This window comes from Sodalis ligni, from assembly GCF_016865525.2.
Classification (GTDB): domain Bacteria; phylum Pseudomonadota; class Gammaproteobacteria; order Enterobacterales; family Enterobacteriaceae; genus Acerihabitans; species Acerihabitans ligni.
Window position 1 is genome coordinate 831,325 of record NZ_CP075169.1, and the last position, 17,813, is coordinate 849,137.

The 17,813-nt window shown below is 51.9% G+C and carries 11 protein-coding genes and 1 pseudogene; 6 read left to right on the plus strand and 6 right to left on the minus strand.

From position 1 onward, the window contains the following. Positions 1–322 precede the first annotated feature (322 nt). The 6 genes from GTU79_RS03880 to GTU79_RS03900 all read left to right on the plus strand — a co-directional run bounded on the left by GTU79_RS03880 (position 323) and on the right by GTU79_RS03900 (position 5,409). Positions 323–1,441: a branched-chain amino acid ABC transporter substrate-binding protein gene (locus GTU79_RS03880; protein WP_203522828.1), complete on the plus strand. Its 1,119-nt coding sequence runs from the start codon at positions 323–325 to the stop codon at positions 1,439–1,441. Between the two features lie 100 nt (positions 1,442–1,541). Next, entirely contained in the window at positions 1,542–2,456 is a 915-nt protein-coding gene (locus GTU79_RS03885) for an ABC transporter permease subunit (protein ID WP_203523161.1), read from the plus strand. 11 nt (positions 2,457–2,467) lie between these two features. Further along, entirely contained in the window at positions 2,468–2,779 is a 312-nt protein-coding gene (locus GTU79_RS31090) for a DUF3382 domain-containing protein (RefSeq protein ID WP_338091456.1), read from the plus strand. Further along, entirely contained in the window at positions 2,668–3,753 is a 1,086-nt protein-coding gene (livM, locus tag GTU79_RS03890; protein WP_338091457.1) for a high-affinity branched-chain amino acid ABC transporter permease LivM, read from the plus strand. The genes GTU79_RS31090 and livM overlap by 112 nt, the downstream gene beginning before the upstream one ends. Beyond that, positions 3,750–4,625: an ABC transporter ATP-binding protein gene (locus GTU79_RS03895; protein ID WP_203522826.1), complete on the plus strand. Its 876-nt coding sequence runs from the start codon at positions 3,750–3,752 to the stop codon at positions 4,623–4,625. The genes livM and GTU79_RS03895 overlap by 4 nt, the downstream gene beginning before the upstream one ends. Before the next feature lie 79 nt (positions 4,626–4,704). Further along, positions 4,705–5,409, plus strand: coding sequence for an ABC transporter ATP-binding protein (locus GTU79_RS03900; protein ID WP_420854165.1), 705 nt, complete (start codon positions 4,705–4,707; stop codon positions 5,407–5,409). 62 nt (positions 5,410–5,471) lie between these two features. Here the strand turns inward: GTU79_RS03900 and GTU79_RS03905 are convergent, their stop codons facing one another. The 6 genes and pseudogenes from GTU79_RS03905 to GTU79_RS03930 all read right to left on the minus strand — a co-directional run bounded on the left by GTU79_RS03905 (position 5,472) and on the right by GTU79_RS03930 (position 16,504). After that, positions 5,472–6,572 (minus strand): Ig-like domain-containing protein, encoded by a 1,101-nt coding sequence (locus GTU79_RS03905; protein WP_203522824.1) that lies wholly within the window; start codon positions 6,570–6,572, stop codon positions 5,472–5,474. Between the two features lie 258 nt (positions 6,573–6,830). After that, positions 6,831–8,042 (minus strand): hypothetical protein, encoded by a 1,212-nt coding sequence (locus GTU79_RS03910; RefSeq protein ID WP_214513709.1) that lies wholly within the window; start codon positions 8,040–8,042, stop codon positions 6,831–6,833. Between the two features lie 398 nt (positions 8,043–8,440). After that, positions 8,441–9,651 (minus strand): annotated as a pseudogene (locus tag GTU79_RS03915) (transposase). A 120-nt stretch (positions 9,652–9,771) separates the two neighbouring features. Continuing rightward, entirely contained in the window at positions 9,772–14,013 is a 4,242-nt protein-coding gene (locus GTU79_RS03920; RefSeq protein WP_203522822.1) for an Ig-like domain-containing protein, read from the minus strand. Between the two features lie 1,035 nt (positions 14,014–15,048). Beyond that, positions 15,049–15,393, minus strand: coding sequence for an Ig-like domain-containing protein (locus tag GTU79_RS03925; RefSeq protein WP_203522821.1), 345 nt, complete (start codon positions 15,391–15,393; stop codon positions 15,049–15,051). A gap of 538 nt (positions 15,394–15,931) precedes the next feature. Continuing rightward, on the minus strand, positions 15,932–16,504 hold the full coding sequence (locus tag GTU79_RS03930; RefSeq protein ID WP_214513710.1) for a LysR family transcriptional regulator: 573 nt from the start codon (positions 16,502–16,504) through the stop codon (positions 15,932–15,934). Between the last annotated feature and the right edge of the window lie 1,309 nt (positions 16,505–17,813).

Consider the following 17,813-nt stretch of genomic DNA (forward strand, 5'->3'; position numbering starts at 1 on the left):
AATTCTGACCTTTAATTATCGTGCCGGGAGTTTGAGGTGCGAATGGGCCGTGGTATCGCTTATTGTGAATCTTGACGCACCGTTTTAATGCAGGCGCCTGCCTAATGGATTGTCTTTTAGACTATCTGCGGTAGGGATATCACCCGCTATAGGCGGTGCCCGCCAAAGTGGCAGAAATATTGCTTACTTAGAATGCTATCGTTTCCACCATCGCCAGGATTCGGCTTTATCCCGGCGAGTTCATGGGTTGTACGTTTTTGCTTTTGGATAACGGGTCCGCGCCGCTGGCGTATTGCTAAAAACAGTATAAAGGAACCAGATAATGTCATTAAAACTGCTGAGAACTCCGCTTTCCGCTGTGCTTATCGCCTGCCTGGGCACGGCCTTTGCCGCCCATGCCGATGTGGTTATCGGCGTCGCCGGCCCCTTCACCGGGCCCAATGCCACCTACGGGGATCAATATTGGCACGGCGCCTCGCAGGCGGCGGCGGATATCAATGCTGCCGGCGGCATCAAGGGGCAAAAAATTACCCTGGTGCAGGGGGATGACGCCTGTGAACCGAAACAGGCGGTGGCCGTCGCCAACCGTTTGGTGGATGAAAACCATGTCGCCGCGGTGGTGGGGCATTTTTGTTCTTCCTCCACCATGCCGGCGTCGGCGGTGTATGACGAGGCCGGCATTATCGCCATCACACCCGGATCCACCAATCCGCAGATCACCGAACGCGGCCAGACCGCCATGTTCCGTATGTGCGGCCGGGACGATCAGCAGGGCCTGGTGGCCGGCAATTACATCATTGATAAGCTGAAAGCGAAAAAAGTGGCCATTATCCATGATAAAGATACCTACGGTCAGGGATTGGCGGACGCCACCAAAGCGCAGCTTAACAGCCGGGGCGTGAAGGAAGTGATGTATGAGGGGTTATCCCGGGGCGAAAAGGATTTCAACGCGCTGGTGACCAAGATCCGCTCGGCGGATCCGGACGTGGTGTATTTCGGCGGCTGCCATCCTGAAGCCGGTCCGCTGGTGCGCCAGATGCGCGAACAGGGCGTGAAGGCCACCTTTTTCTCCGGCGACTGTATTGTCACCGCCGACATGGTGACCGCCGCCGGCGGTCCGCAATATACCAAGGGCGTGTTGATGACCTTTGGTAAAGATCCCCGTGAAATCCCGGACGGCAAAGCGGTGATTGAAAAATTCCGCGCCGCCAAGTTCGAACCCGAAGGTTATACCCTCTACTCTTATGCCTCGGTCCAGGCCCTGGCCGCTGCCTTTAACGCCGTCGGCGTCGATTCCGCCAAGGCCAGCGCCTGGCTGAAATCCCACCCGGTGAGTACGGTCATGGGGCAAAAAACCTGGGACAGCAAAGGCGATTTGAAGGTCTCCGATTACGTGGTTTATCAGTGGGACGATCAGGGTAAATATCACGAAGTCCCGTAATCCGCCGCTGAACGCCGACAAGCCTGAGTTCCATGGGGACTGTGCCGGATGTCCGGCGCGGCGACCATGGGATAACCGGTTCAAACGAGACTGCTGAATGATGGATGCTACCTTTTTGCAACAAATGCTTAATGGTTTAACGCTTGGAGCGGTCTATGGTCTGATCGCCATCGGCTACACCATGGTGTACGGCATTATCGGCATGATTAACTTCGCCCACGGCGAAGTCTATATGATTTCCGCCTATCTGTGCGCCATCGCCCTGGCCCTGCTCTCTTTTTTCGGCCTGCATTCGTTCCCCCTGCTGATTCTCGGCACCCTGGTGTTCACCATTGTCGTCATCGGCGTGTACGGCTGGGTTATCGAGCGTATCGCCTACCGGCCTCTGAGGAATTCCACCCGCCTGGCGCCGCTGATTTCCGCCATCGGCATGTCCCTCATCCTGCAAAACTATGCCCAGATCAGCCAAGGGCCGCGCCAGCAGGGTATTCCCACCATGATGGACGGGGTATTTAAATTCACCCTTGGCGGCGATTTTGTTCAAATCACCTATACCAAGGTTTTCATTCTGGTGGCCTCCCTGGCGGGGATGCTGGCGCTGACTTACCTTATCGGCCATACCCGGCTCGGGCGCATGTGCCGTGCTACCCAGCAGGACCGTAGAATGGCGTCGATGCTGGGTATCAACACCGATCGGGTGATTTCCCTGGTGTTTGTTATCGGCGCCGCCATGGCCGGGCTGGCGGGGGTGCTTATCACCATGAACTACGGCACCTTCGACTTTTATGCCGGCTTTATTATCGGCATCAAAGCCTTTACGGCCGCGGTGCTCGGCGGCATCGGCTCGCTGCCGGGGGCCATGCTGGGAGGACTTATTCTCGGCGTGGCGGAAGCGCAGTTCGCCGGCATGGTCAACTCCGATTATAAAGATGTGTTTTCATTTTCATTATTGGTGGTCATTTTGATTTTTCGTCCGCAGGGCCTGCTTGGCCGGCCCATGGTGGCCAAGGTATAAAGGGAGCTTGTATGTCGCAACCCGTAACGCGCGGCGCCATTGATTTCAGGCAATGCGCCGTGGATACCGTATTGGCCGGGCTTCTCGCGCTGATCATTTTCGGCCCCATGGTGGGGGTGGCGCTTAACGGTTACAGTTTTGACTTTCAGCCCCGGCGGCTGATGTGGGTTATCCTGGTGGTAATGGCGGGCCGCGCCCTGGTGAGCCTGTTTTGCAAACCGGTCCGGGGCTGCGCTTCCAAAGCCGTTTCCATGGCGACAGCGGCGGGGTGTATGTCTTGCCGGCGGGCTATAAAAGCCGTCTGCGCTGGAGTATGCCGCTGATAATACTGTTGGCGGTGATATTCCCCTTTGTAGCCACCAAATATGTCCTGACGGTGGGGATCCTGGGCCTGATTTATGTACTGCTTGGCCTGGGGCTGAATATCGTGGTGGGGCTGGCGGGCCTGCTGGACCTGGGCTATGTGGCGTTTTACGCCATCGGCGCCTACGGGCTGGCGCTGGGGCATGAATACCTGGGACTGGGCTTCTGGACCATGCTGCCGCTGGGGGCTCTGCTGGCGGCCCTGGCCGGCGCCCTGCTGGGCTTTCCGGTATTGCGCATGCACGGGGATTACCTGGCCATCGTTACCCTGGGATTCGGCGAAATCATCCGGCTGATTCTGAATAATTGGCTGGCGTTTACCGGCGGCCCCAACGGGGTTGAGGTGCCGTCTCCCACCTTTTTCGGGCTGGAATTCGGCCGCCGGGCCCGGGAAGGGGGCGTGCCGATTCATGAGTTTTTGCATATTCCCTATAACCCGAACCTGAAATTTGTTTTTATCTATGCCGTACTGACCCTGGTGGTCTTGCTGGTGCTGTACATCAATCAGCGCCTAAGGCGCATGCCCATCGGCAGGGCTTGGGAAGCGCTGCGTGAAGACGAGGTGGCCTGCCGCTCCCTGGGGCTCAACCATGTGCTGGTAAAACTGTCGGCCTTTACCCTCGGCGCGTCCACCGCCGGGGTGGCGGGGGTGTTTTTCGCCACTTATCAGGGTTTTGTCAATCCCACCTCGTTTACCTTTTTTGAATCGGCGCTGATCCTGGCCATTGTGGTGCTGGGGGGGATGGGATCCACCGTCGGCGTGGTGATGGCGGCGTTTGTGCTGACGGTGGCGCCGGAGCTGCTGCGCAGTTTCGCCGAGTATCGCGTGCTGCTGTTCGGTATATTGATGGTGGCGATGATGATTTGGCGGCCGCGCGGACTGATTCGCATCAGCCGTTCCGGCTTTGCGGCGCGAAAGGGGGTGGCGCCATGAGCGACGCCATTCTCAAGGTCGAGCATTTGATGATGCAGTTCGGCGGCATCAAGGCCCTTAACGATGTCAATCTGGAGGTGGAGCGCGGCTCCATCACCGCCCTGATCGGTCCCAACGGCGCCGGCAAAACCACGGTATTCAACTGCCTTACCGGGTTTTACCGGGCCTCCGGTGGGCGTATCGAACTTAATACCCGGCAGCGTAGCGTGGATATCATCCAAATCCTCGGCCAAAAATTCCGCGGCGAGGATTGGCTGCACCCGGCGCGCTGGGGCCGGCGGGTCTTCTACAAAATGTTCGGGGGCACCCACCTGGTGAATCGCGCCGGGCTGGCGCGCACCTTCCAGAATATTCGCTTGTTCCGGGAAATGTCGGTGGTGGAAAACCTGCTGGTGGCCCAGCACCGGCAAAGCAACCGTAATCTTATTGCCGGCATACTGAACACCACGGGCTATCGCCGGGCGGAGAACCGGGCGCTGGACCGGGCATTCTACTGGTTGGAAGTGGTGGACCTGGTGGACTGCGCCAACCGGCTGGCGGGTGAGATGTCCTACGGCCAGCAGCGCCGGCTGGAGATCGCCCGCGCCATGTGCACCGACCCGGAAGTGATATGCCTGGACGAACCCGCCGCAGGCCTTAACCCGGTGGAAACCCGCGCCTTAAGCGGCATTATCCGCCATCTGCGCGACAGCCACGGCATCACGGTACTGCTGATTGAGCATGATATGGGCATGGTGATGGAAATTTCCGATCATATTATCGTCCTGGATCACGGTGACGTGATTGCCCGCGGCGCGCCGCACTATATCCAGCAGCATGAAAGCGTCATCGCCGCCTATCTCGGCGCCGGCGATGAGGAGACGGCGTTATGAGCCGGATATCGGCGTTGAAACGTGGGGGTGCCTTCGCCTGTCCCGGCATGGCCGGTAAGGTGGGGGTTATATGAGCCGGATGCTGGAGTTCCAGGCGGTGGATGTGTTTTACGGCCCGATCCAGGCATTGCAGCAGGTCTCCCTTGAGGTTAACGAAGGGGAAACGGTAGCGCTTATCGGCGCCAACGGCGCCGGCAAATCCACCCTGCTGATGTCCATCTTCGGCCAGCCGCGTATCGCCGGGGGTAAAATCCTGTTCCGCGGCGAGGATATCAGCCGCAACCCGACGCACTCCATTGCCGCCGCCGGTATCGCCCAGGCGCCGGAGGGGCGGCGGGTTTTTCCGGATATGACGGTGACGGAAAATTTGCAAATGGGCACCATTCCCATCGGCAATCGCCATGAAGCGGAGGATTTGCAGCGCATGTTCACGCTGTTCCCTCATCTGGAAGAACGTCGCCACCAGCGGGCGATGACCCTTTCCGGCGGCGAGCAGCAAATGCTGGCCATCGCCCGGGCGCTGATGAGCCGGCCCAGGCTGTTGCTGCTGGACGAACCGAGCCTGGGACTGGCGCCGCTGGTGGTCAAACAGATATTCCAGACCCTGCGCGAGCTGGCGCGGGAAGGCATGACGTTGTTTCTGGTGGAGCAAAACGCCCACCATGCCCTTAGGCTTTCGGATCGGGGCTATGTGATGGTGAACGGCCGCATTCGCCTGCAGGGCACAGGCGCGGAGCTGCTGGCTAACCGGGAGGTGAGGCAGGCGTATTTGGGGGGTATATGATACCGGCTTAGGGGCGGGAGTGAGATTACCCCCGCCGATTATTGCCGATAGCGGAAAATGAATCACTCATCTTGAGCCGGTTCTTGCGCCACTGTCTCAGTGAATTCTCCAGCCGAATCATGAGTGGATTCTTCAGTCAACGTGTCTGTTGCCGATCCCGGCCCTACCGTATCGATATGCGTGACCAGCGGCAATGAATGGGTAACACGGCCACCCCCCGCCGGGGCGATATCATAAACAAATTCACCCTTCACGTCATCCAGCCCGGAAAGCAGGCCGCTGCCTTGGGTGATGTTGAAATTGATTTCCCCATTGCCGGCGGCCACCGTGCCGGAATGAATATGCCGGGTTTCGGCGGGCTCGTGGCTGTCGGCGCCGGGAGTGATATGCAGATTGATGCGGTAGGTGGCCCCCGCTTTAACTTCCGGCTGCGCCGGTATCCGAATGGTGACGCCGTGGCGAGTGGCTTCCCGATCGATTTTATTGTGCAACGAGGCGGGCAGCAGCACCGGCGCCAAAAGTTTGGCGACATTGCCGCCGGTAACGGTGATGTATTTCGGCTTGCACACGGCGACATTGCCGGCCTGATCAAAAACAGCATAATAGACGGCATAACGGCCGTCTTTGAGTACCGTACCGGGGGCAAACTGGGTTTTAAGGTTCAGCACCCAGGGCACGCCATACGGCAAGCCATCTATTTCGCTTTCTATCAAACGCTGCCGGGAGGCTTCTCCCCAATGAAAGTCAAACAGATAACCGGCGGCGATTTTTCCCGGCGAGGGAACTTCAGCCTGAACGCCGGATTTGATGGAATATTGATTGATATGGTCATGGGGCGCATTGGTCACCCTGACCTGCGCCAGTCCGGGAGAATAGGCAAATACCGAGGCTGTGGCCGACGGACCGTGATGAAGGGCAGCGGTAATGGTTATCACGCCGCCTAAAGGATAAGTGAAGTGCTTGACGGCCTTACCCGCATGGTCAGTGGTCACCGTTGACGGCGGCTCAAAGCGAAGCTGAGGCGAGGTGAATGAGACGTCCACATGATGAGCCGGGTCGCCGTGTTCGTTAACCACCGTTACGGTTACGGTTACGGTCGTTATCGACTCTGCCGAAACGGCATAACTTTCTGGCGTGGCTGTTAGGGAAATGGAATGTGGCATAGGTTATTCCTTAATATTAATTTTTATAAATGCAAATGCTAATCTGGATAATAAAGTGTTTAGGTGATTTGCATTAAATATACAATGTTTTTTTAACGTGGCTATGTCCAAAATTGATTTAATGTCATGCATATGAAGAGATTGTTTTATAATTCGGAAAAAAAAGACGATAGCAAAAGGCTATCGTCCTATCAATTGGATGATAATTAATGGTTTAAGTTGTTGCTGTTTACTTTAGAAAATTATTTATTATTTATCCTATTGTGGATAACTATCCCTGCCGGGGTATTTATCGTCTCGGTCCCAGCCTGGACGATGATCATGCCCATGCCCATGCCCGTGGCCGCCATGATGATGATCGTCGTCCTCCTCCGAGACTGTACTTAAGGGAGCTGGAGCTACCGTATCGATTTCAACCAACAAATGCCGGGAAGCCGCTTGCGGACCGGGAGGCGTGCCGCCGGGATTAACGGTGTAATAAAAATCTCCTTCAGAGTTGTCAATTCCCAGCAATACTCCGCTGGCGTAAGTCATAAGCACGTCAATACCCATAGTAGTCGCGGTTGCTGGTATATTAAGATTGCTGGCGACAGTGCGGGAAAGGGGGACATTGGCGGAGGGTGAGTTCGGTCTAGCGATTAAGAATACGCTATAGGTCCCGCCGCTGACCAGAGACGGTGAAGCGGGAATATGCAGAAACGGGTTACCAAAGGCTGCTAGCAAATTAATCCTGTTATTTAAAGTTAGCGGGTTTAATATTGGTGCCGCCAGGGTGCTCGGGGTAACACTGCTGCCTTGTACGGTAATCGTCCTTGGTGCGCTTGTTCTGGTATTTGAGGTTTCAAAGTTATAATCATCAGTTATTGCATAAAATACCCTATACTGACCGTTTGACAATACTGAAGCAGTGGGAAAGGTTGTTTTAATATTGATTATCCAAGGCAGGCCTACCAGTTGCCCAGCCTCATTATACTCGAGAGTTCTTTCCAATATTCTGCTTCCCCAGAAAAATCTCACGACGTTTCCCGCTGTCAGGCCCGCTTGTAAGGGGATGGTGGCCTGTATGCCAGCATTGATATCGTACTGGTCAATAACGCCATCCGAAGCATTGCTGACATGGGTCGTAGGGCTGCCTGTTGTAAAGATTGGAATTGATACCGTATCAGAATCATCGTCAATCGATGCGGTAATTTGCAGTACACGGCCAAAGAAACTGGCACCATAGTTAGCATCTGGGCCCGCGGCAATACCGAACATATTGGTTATGGCTGTGTCCGGATTGGGCGTAAAGAGAGGATAGGGTGCTTCAAAGGGCGTCGAGAAGGTGACCGTGACGTTTGGTTGCGGTTCTCCTAGTTCATTTACGACCAACGCGGTCAGTAGAAGCGTGGGGGCTGCGGTCGGTGGCGTGGTAATAGGCACCGTGGGATACGCATTGGGGGTGACGGTTAATGTTACGGTATTCGCCATGATCAAATCCTCAGTAAATTAAGTTAATTCATTTACTTGCTGCGTATTGATTTTCTAATGTGAATGTATAATCTTCAATGTTCTTTTTATCCCGAAGTGTGATAAAAAACATGCCTAAGTAGCTTTATAATTGTATGGATTTTTCGAACAATTAAGGTCTTAGTAATCAGACGGTTATTATTGTTGCCAGCTTATTGAAAATTGCCCGAGGCTAACATGATTTATCTTTTCAATTAACAATGTTTATTTTTAATCTGCGGGATAATAAAAAGGAAGCCCAGAAGGGCTTCCTCAGACTGTTGACGAACCCCATGTTTCTTGTGGGGTTCTTCTTTTTAGCGACCGAAGGTCGCGATCGCGTTATTTTCCCTCGACTGCATCATTCATTATCAACTTGCTCATATGACCGTTCGGGTCTTCCCCAAGGGCTTTATTGCCCTCAATAAGCGACGAAGAAGCGCCAGCAGCGCCATCTTCTTCATATTCTGCGCTGCGGCGGCTAGCAGGCATTGCATCTGCACTTTCATCAGTCCTCGGAAGCGGGCATATCGATGGCCGTGATGTTGTTTGGCATCGGCGAAGCTTCTTTCTACCGTCTCTTTTCGTCGGGCATAGACTTTTTTGCCCCATTTTGACAGCCGCATCTCATTGGCCCGCTCTTTACTGGCTTCCCAGACGTGTCGCGTCACGACCTTCTGTGTTTGCTGGCTTTGTGTGCAGTCCTTTAGCTTCGGGCAGCTCTGGCATATCTGTGGGGTCGAGTGGTAATGCCGGTAGCCTTCCCGACTGGTTGTCTTATAGATAAGTAATTCGCCTTGCGGACACCGATAGACATCCTGCTTTTCATCGTAGATGAAGTGTTTCTTCTGGAAGGTATTCTGGCCTTTATTGGGCCGGCGATAGCCCAGAACCGGCGTGATATCCAGTTGTTCCGTCAGATGGCAGATAGGGGCGGTGAAGTAACCCGCATCCAGACCGACGGCCACCGGGCTTAACGGGAAGCGGCTTAGCTGTCGTTCCAGTCGTGAGATATAAGGCTGCGCATCGTGGACATTGCCCGGAGTGGTATGGGTATCGGTAATTTCAATGACTCGATATAGGCACTGGGTTGGACCGGTTGGGGAACGTTGATGGCTTTGCGTGGATTGGCATTGGCTTTGAGATGGGTACTGTCGGTGTAGAGAACCCGTCCACCCACCAGTCCTTTGGCGATAGCCTGTTCAACAATATTATCGAATACACGCTGGAAAATATCGGTGCCGTTAAAACGGCGGATACGATTTTGGCTCAGGGTCGAAGCATCAGGCACTTTATCGGTCAGCCCCATGCGTAAAAACCAGCGGTAGGCCACGTTGACTTGAATTTCCTGAACCAGGCGGCGCTCGCTGGGGATACCAAACAGATACCCAAGCAGCATCATCTTAAACAAAACGACCGGGTCTATGGCGGGACGGCCATTGTCGTGGCAGTAAAGAGAAGCGACTTCATCACGGAGAAATTCAAAATCAATCGTGGCGTCAACTTTGCGCACCAGATGGTCTTTGGGCACCAGTTCTTCGAGGGTGACCATTTCGAGTTGATACTGCTGAGGGGACGATTCTTTTAGCATCAGGATAAGCTCGTTTTTTAGCCTACCCTTATTAGATCAAAGTCCTGACCAAAGGGCCAGGACTTTGTCAGCAGTCTGAGGAAGCCCAGAAGGGCTTCCCGAGCTTTAGCCTGTTTAAAGTCATTCAAAGGTTAGGTCAGAACCCGGATAAATAGGGCGGTTGGCCACACCCTGCCCGCCATCGTTAAAGTCAGCCATTTGCACGATGACATAGACCAAATTGGTGGGGGCGGGGCTTATCACATATGCGGTCGCTTGTCCTTCATCATCGGTTATTCCGCTACTCTCCCGCATAGTAGCAGGGGTAAATTCTGGTGTGCCTGCAACATAACGTCCAGCGGTAAAGTTCAAGTGGGTACCGACTACCGGCGAGCCGTCACGAAAAGACGTCAATTTGATAATTACGCTGGCGGGTGTGATGTTATCCGCCGGTGCCGTGTCAACCAGGGGTAGCATGGTCAAGTTGGGCAGCCTGAAATTCCCGCCGGTGGCGGTAAGCTCCGTGCCGTTGGTGGCGCGGGCGGTCAGGGTGGTGGAGCTGACATAGCTATTGGTGTATTGCACCCGGAGAATACCATCCGCGCCGGTGGCTCCGGAAGTGGTTGTTCCTCCGGCGGTGGGGACAACGAATCTGAATGTCCCCGTGGCGGCGCTGCCGCTTACGGTTATCAGGGCATTTTGCAATGGATTACCGGCGGCGTCGTGCACCAATATATTGGCATAGTTGGGGTCCGAGCCGTTGGACATACCGTTATTTTCCGTCACGGTAATGCTGACGATAAAGATATTACGCGCGAAGTTGACGGTTTGTGTGGCGGATACGCCGCCGGCTAATTGCGCGGTCACCACGCTGTCGCCTTCCGTCTCGCTGACCAGGGTCGCGGTAGCGATGCCGTCCGGGCCGGTGGGATTAATGACCGCGGTAGCAATGGCGCCATTGGTGGCGGTAAAGGCAACGTTTTGCTCGGCCAGCTTGTTGCCGTTGGCGTCTTCCACCAGGGCGCTGACCTCGTTGGTGTCGATGCCGTCAGCCACGGCGCCGGTGTGCACCACGGTCAGCACGACCCGTGCGGTGGCGGTGTCGGCGATAAATTCAATATTTTTACTGGCATTGTTGCCGTTGGTCAGGGTGGCGACCACCGTACTGCTGCCCGCCTTATGGCTGGTGAAAGTGGCACTCACCGTGCCGCCGACGCCGGTAGTAAGCATCACCGGGCTGATATCGACGTCATTGGCGGTAAAGGTGACGGATTGTCCCTCAAGATCATTACCCAAGGCATCGGTAACGTGGGCGCTGACCTCATTGGTGGCGGCACCGTTGGCCACGGCGCCGGTGTGAATCACGGTCAGCACGACCCGTGCGGTGGCGATGTCGGCAATAAAGTCGATATTTTTACTGGCATTATTGCCGTTGCTCAGGGTTGCGGTGACCGCCATGGTGCCGGAGCTTGTACTGTTAAAGGTGGCGGTGACGATGCCCCCCGCGTCGGTTGGATTGGTGGTCGTAAGAAGCAGAGCGGGGGCGGTGACGGTGAAGTTGACGGTTTGCCCGGCCAGCTTGTTGCCGTTGGCGTCTTCCACCAGGGCGCTGACCTCGTTGGTGTCGATGCCGTCAGCCACGGCGCCGGTGTGCACCACGGTCAGCACGACCCGTGCGGTGGCGGTGTCGGCGATAAATTCAATATCTTTACTGGCATTGTTGCCGTTGGTCAGGGTGGCGACCACCGTACTGCTGCCCGCCTTATGGCTGGTGAAAGTGGCACTCACCGTGCCGCCGGCGCCGGTGACAAGCACCACCGGGCTGATATCGACGTCATTGGCGGTAAAGGTGACGGATTGTCCCACAAGATCATTACCCAAGGCATCGGTAACATGGGCGCTGACCTCATTGGTGGCGGTGCCGTTGGCCGCCGCGCCGGTGTGAATTACGGTCAGTACCACCTTCGCGGTGACGGTATCGGGTACAAAAACGATATTCTCCGCCCGGCTGTTGCCGTTGCTCAGGGTAGCGGTGACCGCCATGGTGCCGGGGCTTTTGCTGATAAAGGTGGCGGTGACGATGCCCCCCGCGTCGGTTGGATTGGTGGTCGAAAAAAGCAGAGCGGGGGCGGCGACGGTAAAGTTGACGGTTTGTCCGGCCAGATTATTGCCGTTGGCATCGGTGACGTGGGCCCGAACCTCGTTGCGATTAATGCCGTCGGCCGTCGCGCCGCTGTTCTCCACAGTCAGTTCAAGGCGCGCGGTGGCGGCGTCAGCGATAAACGTGACGTCTTTTCCCTGGCTGTTGCCGTTGGTCAGCGTGGCGGTGACCGTGCTGGAACCGTCCTTGAGGCTGGTGAGGGTGGCGGTGGCGATGCCGTCCGCGCCGGTGGGGTTGATGACCTCCGTGACGGTGCCGAGGGTCGCGGTAAAGGTCACTCTTTGCCCGGCCAGCTTATTACCGTTGGCATCTTCCACTAAAGCGCTGACCTCGTTGGTGGCGGTGCCGTTGGCCACCACGCCGGTGCGTACCACCGATAGCGTCACTTTCGCGGTAGACGGGTCAGCGTTAAAGTTTGTGTTAACCGAACGGCTTACGCCGTTCAGGGTGGCGGTGACCACGCTGGTGCCGGCGCGCAGATTGGTAAGGGTGGCGATGGCGAAGCCGTCCGCCCCGGTGGTGCCGGTAACCGTGGTGACCGTAGCGCCGTTGGTGGCGGTAAAGGTCACCGTTTGCCCGGCCACCGGATTACCGGCCGCATCGGTAACCTTGGCCCGTACCTCGTTGTAATCGCTGCCGTTGGCAATGGCATCGTTTTTAGTGGCATTGAGGTTGGCGGCGGTGATTTGCGCCGCGACGGGCAATACCTCGATACGGGTGGAGGCGGTATTGGAGGCATTCTTTCTGACGTCGTAAGCCACCGCGCTCAGGTTATACAGGTTGGTGGCGGCGCCGGCGTGCTGATAGGGCGGCAAGGTGACAGTGAGGGTGTTTTGTCCCGCTTGCGTGACCTTACCACCGGCGGCGATGATTTCCGCGTCATTCCAATCGATATGATCCAGGGCGTATTTCGAGGTGACCTGGGCGGTGACCGTCAGCGGATCTCCTTCATAGCCGGTGACATGGTCCGGCAGCCTGAGCTCAATCACCTGCTGTTTCTGGTATTGCAATACAATATCATAGTTGCGATCCACCAGATCGTAGCGGTTGCCGGCCAGCGTCCGGAGCGACGCCACGCCGTCGGCACTAATTTGCGACTGCCAGGATGCCCCGAGCCGGTAATTCATCTGCAGGTTGAAGGTGGTGTCGTTCATATCGCCTTTGCCCTGGCGATAATCGACGCCAAGGGTGACCAGGCTGATGGGGGTGTAGTTCACGCCAAGGGTCACGGCGTAGGGATTATTTTGCAGATTGTCCTTGCCGAACAGCGCCACGTTATCGCCGCGGTATTGTTCGAAAATCAATTTGCCCCCCAACTGAGGATAAGAGGGTAAATACGCCTCGGCACGGATATCAAATCCATTGGCGGGGCGTTCATTATAATCTTCCAAATCCCTTGACTCGCGCCAGTCGGAAAGCCGGAAATAATTATTGGCGGAAAGTTTAAGATAATCCCGCCAGGCTTCCAGGCCCATGCCGAACCGGCGGTTATGGGCGGTAATATCCTCGTCATAAAAAGCGTTCATGCCGTACATCCAGCTCCCTAGCCAGGTACGGGCGCCGGCGCCGATATTAATGGTGTTGCGGCTGTCTTTATTTCGGTAACCCCACTGGCTAAACAGCATTTCGTTGGGTTTGTCATACAGCGGCACCAACAAATCGAACGCGCTGCCGTCCAGATGAAAGTCATCATTAACGTTTAGCTGTACCCGGGCGGTACCGAATTGGTTAAGCCATTGCTGGGCTTTCTGACCTATTTCCCCGGTGGCGGCGGAACGGAGCATGGCGTTGGCGGCCTCGCGGTTTTGATCCGCCGGCGCGGGAGCGCCGACGGAATTGCCGTCTGTGGTGAATATGCCGTTACCGGCGGACGGTTGCGCATTGAAGACAGACATTCCGCCGAAGTTGCCCAAAGAGGGATCTTGGGGTTTAGATACCGGGTCGTGGGCGGAAAAATCAGCGACATTCAGCGGAACGTCGATTTCATCCCCGACACCTGATTGTTCGAAAGGCTTGGAGAATGTCCGGAATTGATTAAATTTTTTGAGTTCATCCACGCTGAGATGATATTTGTGCGCAACGGAAAACGGAGATTCACCCGGCCCCAGGACATAAGGCTGGGTTGCAATAATGGTTTGCGGTTTTATCGCGGCGGCAATGGCCGGCGAAAATGCAATACTGATAGGAAACAAAAATTGGAAAACAAGGGTGATCCATACCATCAGATTAAATAATCTTAATTTATCCGCTGAGTAGCGACCCGCCAAATTAACTGTTTTTTTGAAGCTATGCGCGGCATGGATGAGCAATACGATCAAATAATTATTAAGAGAATTAACCATTTTTGTTACCCTGCCGTCTATTTCGTTTGGACGCGTGGAATCATTACTTCAGTATTCACTGAAAGCTTTTAATTAAATAATTTTCAATTAACGCATGTGGTTAATATATGAATGGCTTCTAAAATAAAATTTTTTTATCGATATCAAATGCCCTTGTATTAAAATCCGGTGATTACATTAACATTGCTAATATTCTTTCAGAATATGTAAGTTCTGACTGGGTTATAATATCGAGAGTGCCACATCACACATGACAATTCCATCATTTTTTATACATAGTCTATATTGAAAGTTAATTAACCTCAGTCACATAAATCGAAATTTGTTGCTCATTTAACGGCGGGAATGGGATATGGAGGAGGCGGATTGAGTCCGGTGGCGCCGGTTGGTGAGCAGGCCCAAGATGGCGCTCAGACAGGAGAAAGGCAAAACAGGATTGGATCTGATAACCCCTGCTTATCACCTTGAATATGGACGTTCATGGGGATTTTTGCTTTGGGATAGCCGGTAAAAAAGTTGGCGAGCCGCTACGGTCAAATACAAGCTTAGTTCATGACTATCGTATTCTTATGATTATGTTATGAGCATCTAATCACTATTCAGGAATAAATTTTATGAATCTATTATTCTGCTAAACAATAAATATTGCTATTGCATACAGCATGACGGTCTCCGCTGATCCGCTACGGTCTCGGCCCGGGCTGGGATTTGAGTTAATTAACGTGGAGACGGATATACCTTGGCAGGTCTTAATCTTTGTCGGTAACAGTGGTGGGCAAAACGGAATGAGCGCCGCAGGTTATTGTCATAATGATAGCTTGGCAATCAAGCTTCTTTTTTAGAAGCATTAGCGGTAAAAAAAATGTTCAAGAGGGGGAACAGGTAAATAGCGCTGAAGGGGGAATAGTCTGGTAACTATCCCCCCTGTATGAAACTCGGTTGTATTAACATGCTAAAAGAAGAAAATTGGGCGTTGATATCCGTAATACTTGAAGCCCTCCTCATTCCTTCATTGATACCCGGCGTGACGACATGGAAGGTGCCGCCGGCGGCTGTGGTGGCGGTAAAGGTCACCGTTTGCCCGGCCACAGGAGTGCCGGCGGCATCGGTGGCCTTGGCCCGCGCCTTGTTGTAATCGCTGCCGTTGGCAATGGAATCATTTTTAGTGGCATTAAGGTTGGCGGCGGTAATTTCCGCCGCGACGGGCAATACCCCGATACGGGTGGAGGAGGTATTGGAGCCCGGTTCACCGGTAAGCACCGATGGATGGCGCTTTGGAGAGGTAAGAATGTAAAAGAGGATAATTTTTAGCCCTGTCGCTCTCCATAGCCTATGAATTTTTATTTTAGAGTATCACTGGTTAACCATTCAAAAATTACATCAAATTAATTTGATAATTAAGGTTTGCCAGTGATACTGAGTATGGATATGTCAGTACAAGCAAGGTAAAAACTATCCTGTTAAGCACTTATCGTCATGATTAGTGATCAAAGGCATCATTTTTTCCTCCATAAATGCTTGATAGGCACGGGTGTAATAGATATGACGTTCTATGACTAACTTTTTATCATCGCAATCAAAAGGTATAAATTTAACCTTGAAGTTGCGATCGTTGATGATGTTAATTATGGACGACGGCATAAGCCCGATGGCGTCGCCTTTTTCAATCATAGACAATTGTACGTACAATTCAGGAATAAATACTCGCTTCGGATTTAGCTGATTCTTCGAAATATATCCTTCGATGCCATCGAATATCTCTTCATTTTATTTGCTTCATATTGAACCAGGATTTTATTCATAAAAGTTCGTTTTGGCTATAGTCTTCAGTCTTAAGATCGCTTTTAACCGCCAGCATGATGATGTCTGTTGACAATGCTTGGTGTAATAATCCCGGCGGACATTGAATCTTTTCTGGGTAAAAATATCTGACACAAACCTTTATTAAGAATGTCTCCAATATCTGTCTCATCAGAAGTAAAATATTCCAATGAGATATTGTTTTTGTGTCCTTAAACACTGGTGAAGATAAGAAAGGTGATAAATACGAATAGTCACGATGATCAAGTCCTATTTTTAAACTTGATTTACCACTCTGAATTTGATGAGTCTTTTTAATCACTTTCTTTTCAATTTCACAAATTTCCTGGTATAATGGAAGTAAAGTTGCATACAGATCACGTCCATAATTAGTGAGTTTTAAGCCATTGTTGGTTCGGGTAAATAATTTATGCCCCAGGTTCAATTCAAAAATTTTAATTGTCCGGCAAAGAGGAGACGGAGTAATGCAAAGTATAAGCGCCGCCATTCTTATGGATTGCTCTTGTGCGGTAACTATAAAATATCTTAATGTCTTAGATAATAGAATCATGTTAAACCTCCAACGTTACTAACTCATTTTAGGACGTCAAAAACAGTTAATTTGATAGACAAATTTTATAGAAAGGCTTAATAAACCATCCATAACGAAAATTTTAATTTTCGTTTAAAAAACTATAGCGTTGCAAAGACTTAATTTGTGGCTAATAAATATTTTTGCATAACATAATTCAGACGTGAGGCATAAAAATATCCATTTATTTTGATTAGCCTTAGGCACGCTTAAAACCTCGCGATTCTCTGTTGATTTTTTGTCTGTAGATATCTTCTTTTGCCTTCCTTTTGGTATTTTCCGAGGCCAGTCATTACAGCCGGAATTTATCGTGCCTGTTTTACTATGCGGTTTGCCGCAACGTAGCTTGACCATAACCGGTATGTGCCGGCCATCATCCGCAGACAGCGCTATGGTACCGGTCACGTCGGCTATCTGTAGGAGTGGATATATGTAGATATTTAATGCTAACCCCGCCGGGTGGATAATAGGTGAACTAAGTAGTTCTCATCACTCCAGTTTTTGCTGTATCAAGAGTTATCGCGTTACATCAGCTTTTGTTAACAAATCCGCAGAGATCTTTATGTTACTGCTATGGATAAAAGGTACGACTACAGTGTACAACTTGACAAGCCTTTCGTATGAGGAAATTGAAAAATTGCATGATATTGTTATCCAGCTCACGCTTAATAAACAATCTTGACAATAAAGGAAAGACATTACTAAAGGCAATGCTAATTTTCAACATTCAGGAGATATTATTATTTATTCACGATTCTTGTTAAGAGAGGAAAATCGTTATTGTTACCTATCAGTAAAATTAATATTTCTTTATAAAATTTAATTTTATCAATAGATTAGAATATCTTTTTATTATAAATATGCTTTATGCTAGGCCACTTTTCCACAATAAAATCATTAAAAAATTAGGAAAAAGGCTTATAAAATGGTGTTTTAATCTGTGATGACTGTAACATATCTGTTAAAGACAGTCATTTTCGTTTAGCTCCCGAACAGAACGTCGATAAATATGTTACTTACGTCCGGGATTAATAAATAAAAGCAATGGTTAGACCTGCTTTGGATAGGTGGCGCAGCCCGTATCTGTCGAAAAGAAATTTATTAAGATATTTTTAACCATTATCATGAAGAGTGTTAATGTGGTTCAGCGGTGCTTATGGTCTTTTTATTATAAAAATCAATAAGAAAATGAGAAAACAGCGAATTCTTATCGATCATAAATTAGACACAAATTTATATAAATTTTTGTAGTTGGTAAGCTGGTAAAACATAAATATTAATTTATAAT

Coding starts and splice junctions, on each gene's coding strand:
- GTU79_RS03880 (WP_203522828.1), top strand. CDS start 323: ATGTCATTAAAACTGCTGAGAACTCCGCTTTCCGCTGTGCTTATCGCC.
- GTU79_RS03885 (WP_203523161.1), top strand. CDS start 1,542: ATGGATGCTACCTTTTTGCAACAAATGCTTAATGGTTTAACGCTTGGA.
- GTU79_RS31090 (WP_338091456.1), top strand. CDS start 2,468: ATGTCGCAACCCGTAACGCGCGGCGCCATTGATTTCAGGCAATGCGCC.
- GTU79_RS03895 (WP_203522826.1), top strand. CDS start 3,750: ATGAGCGACGCCATTCTCAAGGTCGAGCATTTGATGATGCAGTTCGGC.
- GTU79_RS03900 (WP_420854165.1), top strand. CDS start 4,705: ATGCTGGAGTTCCAGGCGGTGGATGTGTTTTACGGCCCGATCCAGGCA.
- GTU79_RS03905 (WP_203522824.1), bottom strand. CDS start 6,572: ATGCCACATTCCATTTCCCTAACAGCCACGCCAGAAAGTTATGCCGTT.
- GTU79_RS03910 (WP_214513709.1), bottom strand. CDS start 8,042: ATGGCGAATACCGTAACATTAACCGTCACCCCCAATGCGTATCCCACG.
- GTU79_RS03920 (WP_203522822.1), bottom strand. CDS start 14,013: ATGGTATGGATCACCCTTGTTTTCCAATTTTTGTTTCCTATCAGTATT.
- GTU79_RS03930 (WP_214513710.1), bottom strand. CDS start 16,504: ATGATTCTATTATCTAAGACATTAAGATATTTTATAGTTACCGCACAA.